9 protein-coding genes, 1 pseudogene and 1 riboswitch are annotated in these 13,097 nt (G+C 63.3%); of the genes and pseudogenes, 6 read left to right on the top strand and 4 right to left on the bottom strand.

Annotated elements, in window-relative coordinates; all coding sequences use genetic code 11:
* Positions 1-7: 7 nt before the first annotated feature.
* Positions 8-541 carry a YceI family protein gene (locus AC50YL_RS32775; RefSeq protein ID WP_494837587.1) on the bottom strand — a complete coding sequence of 178 codons (534 nt, stop codon included), beginning with the start codon at positions 539-541 and terminating at the stop codon, positions 8-10.
* Between the two features lie 152 nt (positions 542-693).
* Positions 694-798: riboswitch (TPP riboswitch) on the top strand.
* 439 nt (positions 799-1,237) lie between these two features.
* On the opposite strand from AC50YL_RS32775, the gene thiC reads away from it, so the two are divergent.
* The 4 genes and pseudogenes from thiC (at position 1,238) to thiO (ending at position 6,072) form a co-directional block, all read left to right on the top strand.
* Positions 1,238-2,998 (top strand): phosphomethylpyrimidine synthase ThiC, encoded by a 1,761-nt coding sequence (gene thiC / locus AC50YL_RS32770; protein ID WP_494837586.1) that lies wholly within the window; start codon positions 1,238-1,240, stop codon positions 2,996-2,998.
* Between the two features lie 74 nt (positions 2,999-3,072).
* Complete coding sequence (gene thiE / locus AC50YL_RS32765; protein WP_494837585.1) at positions 3,073-3,927, top strand: thiamine phosphate synthase; 855 nt, start codon at positions 3,073-3,075, stop codon at positions 3,925-3,927.
* Positions 3,928-3,940: 13 nt separating this feature from the next.
* Positions 3,941-4,723, top strand: a pseudogene (locus AC50YL_RS32760) (thiazole synthase); the annotation flags it as partial.
* A gap of 164 nt (positions 4,724-4,887) precedes the next feature.
* Positions 4,888-6,072: a glycine oxidase ThiO gene (thiO, locus tag AC50YL_RS32755; RefSeq protein ID WP_494837584.1), complete on the top strand. Its 1,185-nt coding sequence runs from the start codon at positions 4,888-4,890 to the stop codon at positions 6,070-6,072.
* 164 nt (positions 6,073-6,236) lie between these two features.
* Here the strand turns inward: thiO and AC50YL_RS32750 are convergent, their stop codons facing one another.
* The 3 genes from AC50YL_RS32750 to AC50YL_RS32740 all read right to left on the bottom strand — a co-directional run bounded on the left by AC50YL_RS32750 (position 6,237) and on the right by AC50YL_RS32740 (position 9,399).
* Entirely contained in the window at positions 6,237-7,070 is an 834-nt protein-coding gene (locus AC50YL_RS32750; RefSeq protein WP_494837583.1) for a carbohydrate ABC transporter permease, read from the bottom strand.
* A 22-nt stretch (positions 7,071-7,092) separates the two neighbouring features.
* Positions 7,093-7,989 (bottom strand): carbohydrate ABC transporter permease, encoded by an 897-nt coding sequence (locus tag AC50YL_RS32745; RefSeq protein ID WP_494837582.1) that lies wholly within the window; start codon positions 7,987-7,989, stop codon positions 7,093-7,095.
* Positions 7,990-8,079: 90 nt separating this feature from the next.
* Positions 8,080-9,399, bottom strand: coding sequence for an ABC transporter substrate-binding protein (locus AC50YL_RS32740; RefSeq protein WP_494837581.1), 1,320 nt, complete (start codon positions 9,397-9,399; stop codon positions 8,080-8,082).
* 291 nt (positions 9,400-9,690) lie between these two features.
* Between AC50YL_RS32740 and AC50YL_RS32735 the strand changes: the two genes are divergently transcribed.
* Both AC50YL_RS32735 and AC50YL_RS32730 read left to right on the top strand, forming a co-directional pair.
* Positions 9,691-11,403 carry a cache domain-containing sensor histidine kinase gene (locus AC50YL_RS32735; protein ID WP_494837580.1) on the top strand — a complete coding sequence of 571 codons (1,713 nt, stop codon included), beginning with the start codon at positions 9,691-9,693 and terminating at the stop codon, positions 11,401-11,403.
* The gene (locus AC50YL_RS32730) at positions 11,396-12,889 is read left to right on the top strand and encodes a response regulator transcription factor (RefSeq protein ID WP_494837579.1); all 1,494 of its coding nucleotides are present in this window, start codon (positions 11,396-11,398) and stop codon (positions 12,887-12,889) included. Before AC50YL_RS32735 ends, AC50YL_RS32730 begins: the two co-directional genes overlap by 8 nt.
* The last annotated feature ends 208 nt before the right edge of the window (positions 12,890-13,097 follow it).

The raw sequence follows: 13,097 nt of genomic DNA, 5'->3' as shown, positions 1-13,097 counted from the left end.
AGCGGAATCAGTTCGCTTTCACGGCTTCAAGCTCGATCGTGAACTTCACGTCGTCGCCGATAAGTACGCCGCCCGTCTCGAGGACGGCATTGTACGTCAGGCCGTAGCTGCTGCGGCTGATGGCGCCTTTGGCGCTGAAGCCGACCTTCTCGTTACCCCAAGGGTCCTTGCCGCTGCCCTCGTACGCGACATGGAACGTTTCCGGACGCGTCAGGCCGTGTAGATGCAGATCGCCGTTCACGTCGTATTCGCCGTCGCCCGTCCGGCGGATCGAGGTCGATTGGAACGAAAGCGTCGGATAGTGCGCGATATCGAAGAAATCGCCGGTGCGAAGGTGATTGTCCCGGTCCGCGTTGCGCGTGTCGATGCTGTTCAGCACCACGTTGAACTGGATGTTTGCCGTCGTCAGGTCGTTTGGATCCGCTTCGATATCCGCGCTGAATTCATGGAACGCGCCTTTGACTTTCGCAATCATCATGTGTTTGATCGTAAAATCTACGCTGCTGTGCGCGACATCGACTTGCCATTTGGACGTGGACATGGACAAAACCTCCGATAATTAATTACATAAAGTAATGTACTTTACTATTTAAAGTAAGTATAGAGGCAAAAAGTGCCTGCTGTCAATCCTTTTTCTTCCTGCTTGTCCTGCTTGGTTGACAACTTTTCCCTGCGGGGGTATAGTCTTGTCAGGAAATCCACTAGGGGCGCCCGCACGGGCTGAGATAAGGCGAATGCCTTGGTCCCTTTGAACCTGATCTGGGTTATGCCAGCGTAGGAAAGTGGGAATGTACGTGCGACCTCGAGTATCGCGCGTCAGAGCCGTCGGCGCAAACGCCGCGCTCCGACTGCCGCGGACTCCGCCCGCCGCCAGGAACCTCAAGCGTTCCGGAGGCCGCGGGCAGCCGACCGCGACATTTTGCCGCTCCTTCGCCGGAGCGGTTTTTTTGTTTTGCGGAAGAGGACGGAGCCGTCGGTCGGCTGCCGTATCTCCGCGAATTCCAAGCAGGGCACGTGCGCCGCCGTTACTCGGGCGGCAGCCGTCGACAGCTTGGCGCTCCGGCAAGCAGCGGATGGGAAGGGCATAAGCGGCCTCGTCGGCGATGACGGGTCCGTTCGGCTCCCCGCACTTTGCAGGCCTCCTAGTGTTTTTCCGGCTCCGACTTCGTTTCCGTTCGTCTGCCTGACAGCGGGAGGAAGCGGCGAAGGCGCCAACCAGACGAGGAGGTTTTGCGAGATGGCGATTATGACGACCCCGCTGCCGGGGAGCCGCAAAGTGTACGCGGAAGGAAGCCGCCCGGATATTCGGGTGCCGATGAGGGAGATCGGGCTGACGCCCACGACGGGAAGGAACGGCGAGACGGAGAATGCGCCGCTGGCGGTGTACGATGCCAGCGGACCGTATACGGATGCCGGCCATGCGACCGACGTCACGAAAGGACTGCCCGCGCTGCGCGGGCCATGGATTGCGGAACGCGGCGATACGGAAGCGTACGAGGGACGGACGATCGTGCCGCTGGATAACGGATATCGCAGCGAGGCAGCAGTGTCGCAACGGGGCGCTGACGTGTTTCCGGGACTTGCGCGGAGACCGCTGCGGGCGCGAAACGGCCGCAACGTGACGCAGCTGCACTACGCGAGGCAGGGCATCGTCACGCCGGAGATGGAATTCATCGCGATCCGCGAGGGCATGGCGCCGGAGTTCGTGCGCGCGGAGGTGGCCGCCGGACGGGCGATCATTCCCGCGAATATCAACCATCCCGAGAGCGAGCCGATGATCATCGGCAGGCATTTTCACGTGAAGATCAACGCGAACATCGGCAATTCCGCCGTCGCTTCCTCGATCGAGGAGGAGGTCGAGAAGATGACGTGGGCGACGCGCTGGGGCGCGGACACGATCATGGACCTGTCCACCGGCAAAAACATTCATACGACGCGCGAATGGATCGTCCGCAATTCGCCCGTCCCCGTCGGGACGGTGCCGATTTACCAGGCGCTCGAGAAGGTCGACGGCAAGGCGGAGGACCTGACGTGGGAAGTGTACCGCGATACGCTGATCGAGCAGGCGGAGCAGGGGGTGGATTATTTCACGATCCATGCGGGCGTGCTGCTCCGCTATATCCCGCTCACGGCGAAGCGCGTCACGGGCATCGTGTCCCGCGGCGGCTCGATCATGGCGGCATGGTGCCTGGCGCATCACAAGGAGAACTTCCTGTATACGCATTTCGAGGACATCTGCGAGATCATGAAGCGGTATGACGTAGCCTTCTCCTTGGGCGACGGCCTGCGTCCGGGTTCGATCGCCGATGCCAACGACGAGGCGCAGTTCGGGGAGCTGGACACGCTCGGCGAGCTGACTCATATCGCGTGGAAGCATGACGTGCAGGTCATGATCGAGGGGCCGGGCCACGTGCCGATGCATCTGATCAAGGAGAACATGGACCGTCAGCTGGAGGTCTGCAAGGAGGCGCCGTTCTATACGCTGGGTCCGCTGACGACGGATATCGCCCCGGGCTACGACCATATCACGTCGGCGATCGGAGCCGCGATGATCGGCTGGTTCGGGACGGCGATGCTCTGCTACGTGACGCCGAAGGAGCATCTTGGCCTGCCGAACAAGGAGGACGTGAAGGAAGGCGTGATCGCGTACAAAATCGCCGCCCACGCCGCCGACCTGGCCAAGGGGCATCCGCGCGCGAGGCTGCGCGACGACGCGCTGTCGAAGGCGCGGTTCGAGTTCCGTTGGCAGGACCAGTTTCACCTGTCGCTCGATCCCGAGCGTGCGATGGCGTACCACGACGAGACGCTGCCGGCGGAGGCGGCCAAATCGGCGCATTTCTGCTCCATGTGCGGGCCGAAATTCTGCAGCATGCGCATCACGCAGGACATCCGCGACTACGCGGAGGCAAACGGGCTTCAGACGCAGGAAGCGGTCGAAGCCGGTATGAAAGAGCAGGCGAGCGCGTTTCGCTCGGGCGGGAGCTCGATCTACTCGTAAACCGTGCTCCTTGCGCGGGGGAGAGCGGAGACGTAGGGGAGCGCATCGCATCGCATTGGGAAGGGAGAGCGAGCATGGGGAAGAGGAACTGGCGGGATTTCAAGCTTTACGCCATCACGGCGGCGAATTATCATCCCGGGCGCGGCATGTTGGAGGTCATGGAGCAGGCGATCATCGGCGGCGCGGATATCGTGCAGCTGCGGGCGAAGGCTGCGCCGATGGAGGACGTTCTCGCCGATGCCAAGGCGCTTCGCGAGCTGACGGCGAAGTACGGCGTGCCGCTTATCGTCAATGATCATATCGGCGTTGCGCTCGCGGTAGGCGCGGACGGGGCGCATTTCGGCCAGGACGACCTGCCGCTTGCGGAAGCGCGGCGGATTCTCGGTCCGGACGCCATCATCGGCATCTCGACGCATAACCTGGAGCAGGCGCTGGCGGCCGAGCGGGGAGGCGCCGACTATATCGGGGTCGGCCCGGTGTATCCGACGGGCACGAAGCCGGGCAGGGCAGCGGTCACGACGGCGTACGTACGGGAGGCGGCCGCGAACGTATCGATGCCGTGGGTCGCCATCGGCGGCATCACGCTCGCCAATGTCGGCGAGGTGCTGGCGGCCGGCGCGACGCGGATCTGCGCGGTGTCCGCGATCGTGGGCAGCGAACGTCCCGCGGAAGTTTGCCGGGCATTTCGGGCAAAGCTTGAGGGCGCCCGAGCCGTCGGTCAGCCGAGGGCTTTTACCGTCACCGTCAACGGCCGCAGCGAACAAACTGATGCGCGAACGGTCGGAGAGCTCGTGGAGTCGCTTGGCCTGGCCGGCAAAAGCCTGGTCGTCGAGCTGAACGGCGAGATCGTCGCCCGCGAAGCATGGGCAACCGTCGCGATTGCGGACGGCGCGTCGCTGGAGCTGGTTCATTTTGTGGGGGGAGGCTGACAAGATGGCGATTATGGAAGGCCTGGCGTACGGCGGTATCGGGGACGAACTGATCATCGGCGGGAAGAGCTTGCGATCCCGGTTCTTCCTCGGCACGGGGCGGTTTCCGAGCCCTGCGGTGTTCAAGCTGGCGCTTGAAGCGTCGGCGGCGGAGGTCGTGACGTTCGCGGTGCGCCGCGTCAATCTGAATTATGCCGAGGATGACGCCATCCTGCAGCATATGGACGGCATCGGCTATACGTATCTGCCGAACACGTCGGGCGCGGGCAATGCCGACGAAGCCGTGCGGATCGCCAAGCTGGCGCGGGCGGCGGGCTTGAGCGATTGGATCAAAGTCGAGATCAGCGCCCATCCGCGCACGCTGCTGCCGGATCCGATCGAGACGCTGCGGGCGACGGAACGGCTGGTGCGGGAAGGCTTCGTCGTGCTGCCGTATACGTCGGACGATCCGATCCTCTGCCGGAGGCTCGAGGAAGCCGGCGCGGCGGCCGTCATGCCCGGCGGCGCGCCGATCGGCACGGGGCTCGGCCTGCTGAATCCGTACAATCTCGGCCTCATCGCCGAGGCGGCCGGGGTGCCGGTCATCGTGGACGCGGGCATCGGCTCCGCGGCCGATATCGTGCAGGCGATGGAGCTCGGCGCCTCGGGCATTCTGGTCAATACGCCCGTGGCCAAGGCGCTGGATCCGGTCGGCATGGCGCGGGCGATGCGGCTCGCCGTGGAAGCGGGCCGGCTGTCGTACTTATCCGGCCGCATTCCCAAGCGTCGCTACGCGTCGGCCAGCAGCGAGACGGAGGGCATATCGGTGCTGCCGGACGGGCCGGAGGCCGGGTTCTACGCGGCGGCCGGCGGCGGTGGCGGCGCATCGGCCGCAACGGCTTCCGGCCGGCTAGCGGCAGGTCCGACCGGTTCGCCGGCGGAAGCGGGCAGCGGTTTGGCCGGTCCGGAGAGCGGTACGCGGTGAGCCGGTCGATCATCGTGCTTGGCGGCGGCATCATCGGCTTGTCCTGCGCGTTCGAGGCCGCGCTCGCCGGCGATGCCGTCACCGTCGTGGAGCCGGGCCGCGTCGGCGGCCAGGCTTCGGGCGCGGCGGCCGGCATGCTCGCGCCGTTCACGGAGAACGGCGAGCAGCCGGATGCGTTCTTCCGGCTGTGCCTGGAGAGCTTGCACCGCTACGCCGAGTGGGTGGGCCGGATCGAAGAAGTCTCCGGCTTATGCGCGGAGCTGACCGCCGCCGGCAGTTTGACGGTCGCGCTGCACGAAGCGGATCTGCAGCCGCTGCAAGCCCGATTGGCCTGGCAGCGGCGATTCGGAGCGAACGCGGAGCTGGTCGGCCCGGAACGGCTGCGCGAGATGGAGCCGATGCTGCATCCGGATGCGGTGGCCGCGCTCTATTGTCCCGGCGAGTCGCATGTGCATGCGCCGAAGCTGGTGGCCGCGCTGGAAGCGGCCTGCCGCAGGCTCGGCGTGCGCATGCTCGAGCACGCGGGCGGCATTGCGCCGCCTCGCGCCTCGGGCGGCTGCGCGACTCCTGCCGTCGAGACGGTAGCATACGGACGGGTCGGCGGAGACGCGCTGATCGTTTGCGCCGGCGCCTGGGCGGGCGCATACGCGGAGCTGTGCGGTTTTCCGATCCCGGTGCATCCGATACGGGGGCAGATTTGCGCGTTCGACCTGACGGGCGTTTCGGAGACCGGCGCCATCGTCAGTCGGGCGGACGGGGAATCCGTGCGGCATATGGTGTTTTCCAGCCAGGCCTATTGGGTGCAGAAGCGGGACGGCCGCCTCGTCTGCGGCGCCTCCGAGGACGCGGCCGGCTTCGACGCCTCCGTCACGGAGCGAGGGATCGGCCGGCTGACCCGCTGGACGCCGCGGGTATTCCCGTTTCTGGACGGGCGCGCGCCCGCGATGACGTGGGCGGGGCTGCGTCCGGCGACGATCGACGGCCGGCCGCTCATCGGCGCCGTTCCCGGCCGGCCGGAGGTGCTGCTTGCGGCCGGCCACTACCGCAACGGCATCCTGCTCAGCCCGGCGACGGCGGCGATGGTCGGCGGCCTGCTGCGCTGCGAGCCCCTGCAGCCGGAAGCGGCGGCGAGCTTCGCGCCGGACCGGTTCGCGCGGCTCGGGACGGTCGCGGGTCGCTAGCCGCCCGCCAACCGACAGCCGCTGGCCAATAACGCCGACAGGACGCCCCGAAGTTCCCGAACTGCCGCCGGAATGACCGCACGCCAAAGCATACAAAAAAGGGCGTTTCCGCCACCACCCAAACCGAGTGGCCGGAAACGCCCCTTTCGCGTTCACGCACGTCGTTACCCTTTGATTCCCGTCATCGTGATCCCCTCGATGAAATACTTCTGCGCGAAGAAGAACACGATCAGCACCGGCGCGCTGACGAGCGTCGCGGCGGCCATCATGGCCCCCCAGTCGGCGGTGCCGTACTGGGTCTGGAAGGAGCTCAGGCCGATCTGGACGGTGCGCAGCTCCTCGCTGTTCGTCACGACGAGCGGCCAGAAGAAGTTGTTCCACGTGCCCATGAACGTGAAGATGCCAAGCGTCGCGAGCGCCGGGTAGAGCAAGGGCGACACGATGGATTTCAGTATTTTCAGATGCCCGGCCCCGTCGATCAAGCCGGACTCGATGATTTCGCTCGGGATCGTGGCGATGAACTGCCGCAAGAGAAAGCAGCCGAACGCGCCCGTAAGGCCAGGCACGATCAGTCCGGCGTACGTATCGACCCAGTGGAGCTTCGACAAAATGACGAATACCGGTATGATCGTCACCTGCGCGGGGATCATCATCGTGCCGACGTAAGCCATGAAGAGCGAATCGCGCCCTTTGAAATTCAGCTTGGCGAACGCGTAGCCGCTCATGACGGACGTCGCGAGCACGCCGAGCACCGTGCAGACGGTATAAAGCGCCGTATTCAGGAAATAACGGCCCCAGGGCGCCATTTCCCACGCTTTCGAATAATTATCCCACTGCAGCGCGGACGGCAGCAGCTTCGGGGGATAAGCGAACACTTCCGAGGCGGATTTGAGCGACGTCGAGATCATCCAGAACAAGGGCAGCACGGTAATCAGCACCGTGCAGAAGAGCACCAGATAGACGACGGACATACCGACCCGTTTGGCGGTCAAGCTCACAGCCGATTCCTCCCTCCGTGGATCAAACTTCTTTTCTCTGATAGGATCGCCATTGCCAGATCGTCAGGGCGAACAACAGGACGAACAGCACGACGCTGACCGCCGCGCCGCGGCCGATCTTGAAGAACTGGAAGGCGTACTGGTAGATATAGAACGCGATCATGTTGGTCGCGTTCATCGGCCCGCCGTTCGTGAGCGCGTACACTTCGCCGAACGTCTGGAAGGCGCCGCTGACGGACGTGATCAGGATGAAGAACGTCGCCGGCCGGAGCCCGGGCACCGTGATGCTCAGGAATTTCTGCACCGGGCTGGCGCCGTCGATCTCCGCGGCCTCGTAGAGGGAACGGGAAATGCCCTGCAGGGCGGCGAGGTAGATGACCATGTTGTACCCGAAGCCCTTCCAGATCGCGAAGACGATGACGGCGAGCATGGCGGTATCCGGCGACACGAGCCATTTGACCGGATTGTCGGGATGCGTGATGCCGAGATGCTCCAGGGCGAAGTTCAGCAGGCCGTAGCTCGGCTCGTAGATCCAGATCCACACCTGCGCGATCGCGATGATCGGCAGGATCGAGGGCAGGAAGAAGGCGCCGCGCATGATCGTGCGCCCCTTGATGCGGCTGTTGAGCAGCACCGCGACGACGACCGCGATCGCCATGGAGAGCGGCACGGTCACGAGCGTGAACAGCGTCGTATGCCACAGCGAGGAGCCGAATATCGGATCCGCGAACGATTGCTTGTAATTGTCCAGCCCGACGAACCGGTTGTTGCCCGTGAATACGTCGACCTCTTGGAAGCTCAGATAGATGGAGTAATAGAGCGCAAACAGCGTAAATACCAAAGTCCAAAGCATGTTCGGGGCCAGCAGCACCCAAGCGACGGGCGCATCCTTGCCGAACAGCCTGCGAAATGATTTCATCCGGACGCTTCACCTCTTTCCGGGGTCCTGCCTGCTGGCGCGGGCGAATACAGAAAAGGGAGGAGCGGCTCCCCCCCCTACGTTCCGCGCCTAAGGCGTCACCCATGTTTTGACGAGCGGCTTGCTCTCGTCATAGGCTTTCTTCATGGCCGTTTCCGGCGTTTCTTTGTTCTGCAGCGCGGCTTCGACATGCGCGGACACGATGTCCGAGATCTCGGCGTAGGTCGTCAGGTTGTACGGCCGGATTTTGCCGAAGGCGTACGAGTCCTGGTGGACCTTGATTTCCGGCGTCGCGGCGGCGAAATCGGTCCAGACCTTCTGCTCCGAGGCCGATTTGCGAACCGGGATGGAGCCGTAGCCCGCCGCGAACTTCGCGGAAATCTCGGGCGACGCGAGCCAGGTGAGGAACTTCCAAGCCGCTTGCTGCTTCTCCGGCGTCGATTTGAAAATGAAATTGTTCGTGCCGCCGAGGCTCGTCGCTTTGCCGGCAGGTCCCGCGGGCAGCGGAACGACGCCGAAGTCGAGCTTGGCCGCCTTGTAGCCCGGAATCGACCAAGGGCCGGTGAGCGTCATGGCGATGAGTCCGGTTTGGAAGCCGTTTTGCGGCGGCGCGATGCTGGCGGCCTTGTATTTGTTCACGAGATCCACCCACAGCTGGGTCGCTTGCTTGCCGGCCTCGCTGTTGAACAGGATGTCCGTGCCTTCCGGGTTGGCGTACTCGCCGCCGGCTTGCCAGAGGAACGTATCCCACAGGAAGTCGAGCGTGCCGCCTTTGGTCGTCGGCAGTTCGATGCCCCATTGCTTCTTGGACGGATTGGTCAGTTTCTGAGCAGCGGCGATCAATTCGTCCCAAGTGGCCGGAGGCTGGACGTTCGCATCGGCGAACAGCTTCTTGTTGTAGTACAGCGCGAGATTGTTCGTTTCCATCGGGAAGCCGTACGTGACGCCGCCGAAGCGGACGTTGCCGTCGAGCAGGTTATCCAGGTAGTCCGATTCGAGCCATTTGTCCGGCTCGGCCGCGATCATGTCGTCGAGCGGCAGGATGACGTCCTTGAGCGGTCCCGCCCACTGCGGCCACATGAGCATTCCCGCATCCGGGAGCGCCTTGCCCGCGGCGGCGGCGGTCAGCTTCTGCACCATCGTGTTCGGGTCGACGAACACCATCTTCACCTGAACCTCCGATTGGCTGTCGTTGTACTCCTTGACGAGGCCGTCCAGGAACTTGCCGCCCTCGCCGCCGGCGCCGTGCCAGACGGTGATGGTCTGCTTCTTGCCCGGGTCCGCCCCGGTATTTCCGTTTCCGTTCGATGCGTTTCCTGATGAATCGCCACCGCTCGAACAGGCGGAGAGCACGAGCAAGATCGCGAGCATCGACAGCAGAACCGGTAACGTTTTTCGATAGATTTTCAATCCGAACCCCTCCAGCTTCTAATATTCCCATGAGGACCGCCGCCTGCAGAACGGCCGCCCGCCATGCGCTTGATAAAGCGTGCTGCTTGTATTACGATGGTACTGTTTTTGGCGCCCCTACGGTTGTAAGGGTTTTCAAACCGGCTTGATCCTAATCATAATGGCTGGAAACGCGTTCTTAAACCGACGCATCTTAGATGTCGGGTGTAAAAATCTTAGTTCTTGTAAGCGCTATTCCAACGGAAGGTGGTGCCCGCGTCCGTCATGTCCGCGCCGCGAAGAAAACAGCCTTTGTTCAGACACCTGTACAATCGGACGCTGCTCTATATCCTGTGCTCCACGCTCGCCGTCACGGTTCCGATGCTGATCATGCTCTCCAATTATTCCAACCACGAGGCGGAGAAATACAACACCGAGGTCATGACGCTGATGAACAACAAGCTCGATTCCTTCTTCCATTCCGTGGAGACGACCGAGTTCACGTTCGCGACCGACAGTAATTTCATCATCCCGCTTACGCTCTATTACAAGCTGCCTCATTATGACGATGCCAAGTCGAGCTCCGCGTTCCGCGACGCCTCGGAGGCGCTTCTGAACATGACGCTGTTCCAGACGGGGCTGGAATTCATCGTCCTCGGGAAAGACGGGCCGCTGAGCGTCTCTTCCACGCCGGAGGTCGTGAACGGCGGGTTCTTGCCCCGTAACGCCGCATGGTACGATACGGTGACGGCCGATATGGGCCATTCGCATATTCTGTTCGACAACAAGCGCGATTACTACGTGTCCGCCGACAACGCAGTTTCCGTGATCAAGCCGATGGCGGACATGCAGTCGGGCAGTCCGCTCGCCTTTATCGTCATCGACATCGCCTACGCCCGGTTGAACGACATGATCGACGAGACGTCGCCCTCCATTCCGATGACGATCAAGGATCCCGCCGGCAGGGTCATCTTCTCCAACATGAGCGCGAAGGAGGCTTCGACGCCGCAGGGCAAATCCGTGATCAGCCGGAGCTCGGACTACACGGGCATTACCGTGACGAGCTTCGTGGTCAAGCCGCTGTTCATCGCGCAGATCAGCCGCATCGTGACCGTCTGCCTCGTCATTATGGCGCTCTACCTGCTCGCGGTGTTCGTGATCCTCTCGTTCTCGACGAAGCGTTTCGCGAACCCGATCTATTTGTTGATGAAGGACATGAAGCAGGTGGTGAAGGGCAATTTCGAGGTAACGGCGGAATACCGGGGCCGAATCGCGGAGCTGCACGATTTGTATACGTCGTTCAACCTTCTCGTCTCGGGCATGAAGGAGCTGATCCAGAAAAATTATGAAACGAACCTGCTCAAAACGCAAGCCGAGCTGGAGGCGCTGCAGCAAACCATCAACCCGCACTTTCTGTACAACGCGCTGGAAACGATCTCGAGCCAGGCGATCGTCGACGGCTCCCCTTCGGCCAGCGTCATGTGCCAGAAGCTCGGCGCGCTGTTTACCTACAGCCTCCAGGAGAACGATCTCGTGACGCTGGAGCGGGAGCTCGGCCAGCTCAAGGACTATCTGTATATCGCCGAGAACAGCTTCTACTACCGGGACACGGAGGTGCGCTACGAAATCGATCCGAGGACGCACGGCCAGCTCATCCCCAAGATGACGCTGCAGCCGATCGTGGAGAATTGCTTCAAGCACGGGTTCGCCGAACGGGGCGGCGGGCAGGCGCGCATCGTGATCTCGTCCGTGCTCGAAGGCGGGCGCGTCGTGATCGGCATCGCGGACAACGGCCGCGGCCTATCGCCGGAGCAGCTGGCCCGGCTGCGGGAGGGATTGACCAAGCCGAGAAGCCATGCCGGCTCCGGCGTGCGGATCGGACTGCGCCATGTCAGCGAGCGGTACCGGCTGTATTACGGCGACCGGTTGACGCCGCTCTCGATCCATTCCTCGCCCGGGGCGGGAACGACGGTGACGCTGACCCTGCAGGACAACCGAAGAGAGAGGAGCCTGGACCTTGCTTAAAGTCATGATCGCGGACGACAATCCGATTATCTGCAAAGCCTTGGCCAGCCGGATTCCCTGGGAGGCGCTGGAGCTGGAGCTGGCGGGCATCTGCCTGGACGGCAGCGAGCTGCTCGCGCTTGCGCTGCAGGAGGCGCCGGATATTATCCTGACCGATATCCGGATGCCGGTGACCGACGGGCTGTCGCTGATCGAGCAGCTCCGGATGAGGGGCGTGCCCGTGCAGGTCATCATCATCTCCGGCTACGGCGATTTTCAATACATGAAGAAGGCGATCGATTTCGACGTCGTGGCGTACCTGAAGAAGCCGGTTCAGGACGGGGAGCTCGGGGATGCGCTGCGCAAGGCGTCGCGGCTCGTCCGGGAACGGGAGGAGATGTCGCAGATCAGCCGATCCGTTCAGGCGCTGGAAGAACGGGAGCGCCTGCGCCGGATCAACATGGCGCTGCTTGCCTGCCTGCGGGACGCCGGACGCGCCGCGGACGGAGGGGCGGACGTGCCGCGATTGCTCGGCGAAGCGGATTGCGCGCAATGGTTGCTGTTTCACCAGCCCATGGGGGCGGATTACAAATTCCGCGACGCGGACATCGACCGGCTGCTGGCCTACGGGCAGTCGTTGACGCAGGCCGCGGGGGCGGCCGTCCGCGTCTTCCGGCCGGCGGCGGCGCTGCTGGCCGTGCTGGCGCCCCCGGGTTCGCGCGACAGGATGGCGGCGGTTCTCCGCCGCATGGGAGAGCTGCTCGAGCAGGACGGCTTGCCTGACCTGCATGCCGCGGGCAAGCCCTTCGCGGGGCGGGAGCGGGCGGCCGGCGCATTCCTGGAGACGGTGGCGGCGCTGTACGAAGGGCTGTACGGCGCGGCTTTCCGGTACGACGGGGGGAAGGACGAGTTCCCTGCGGCCGATCAGCATACCCTGCGCATGCATCTGTCGATGAACGACTACGTCGGGGCGTACCGGCTGCTGGCCGATTGGCTGGACCGGTACCTCGCCGGCGAGCCGTCCTGCAGCGGGCTCGACGGCTTCGTGAAAGCGGCGATCGGGATCTATGCCGAATACGTGCCGATGTTCCGGGGGCTCCGCGAGGAGTTGGCGGCCGCGGCGCTGCCCGCGCTCGCTTTGCCCGGCAAGGCATCGTTTCTCGGGCTGCTGCGGCAATCGCATGCGTGGCAGGAAAGCGACGGCGGGAAGACCGAGGCCATCATCGCGCATATCGAGCAACACTTCGACCAGCCGATCACGCTGGAGGAAGTGGCGAAGCTCTATCATTACAACGTGATTTACTTGGGCCAGCTGATCAAGCGCGAGACCGGCATGCCGTTCAACCATTTCGTCGGCAAGCTCCGGATCGACCGGGCGGTGGAGATGCTCGGGCGCAACAAGGACATCAAGCTGTCCGACCTGTCCCGGCAGCTGGGCTTCTCGGACAGCAAGTATTTCTCCAAGGTGTTCAAGAAGTTCACCGGGCGGTCGCCGAGCCAGTTCTAGGCGCGGCCGCTCCGAACGTTAAGTCTCATGACGACGCTTTGCGAGCCGGGAGAAATCGTCCTTGCGCGAAACGCTTATAAAATCAAAAAGCCCTCCGATTCCGGAGGGCTTTTTCGACTTTATGCGGATGTAGGAGCACCTTTGCATTAGGCAGACGGTTACCGCGCGCTTTCGCTGCCCGGCGCGCATGCCGCGCCGGACATTGAAC

The organism is Paenibacillus sp. J22P277, from assembly GCF_059383675.1.
Note: the sequence above shows the minus strand (reverse complement) of the source record. Positions and strands in the feature narration are given on the sequence as shown.

What these genes read in the sequence shown, in the direction of transcription:
- AC50YL_RS32775 (WP_494837587.1), bottom strand. Translation starts at nt 541, where the DNA reads ATGTCCACGTCCAAATGGCAAGTCGATGTCGCGCACAGCAGCGTAGAT.
- thiC (WP_494837586.1), top strand. Translation starts at nt 1,238, where the DNA reads ATGGCGATTATGACGACCCCGCTGCCGGGGAGCCGCAAAGTGTACGCG.
- thiE (WP_494837585.1), top strand. Translation starts at nt 3,073, where the DNA reads ATGGGGAAGAGGAACTGGCGGGATTTCAAGCTTTACGCCATCACGGCG.
- AC50YL_RS32745 (WP_494837582.1), bottom strand. Translation starts at nt 7,989, where the DNA reads ATGAAATCATTTCGCAGGCTGTTCGGCAAGGATGCGCCCGTCGCTTGG.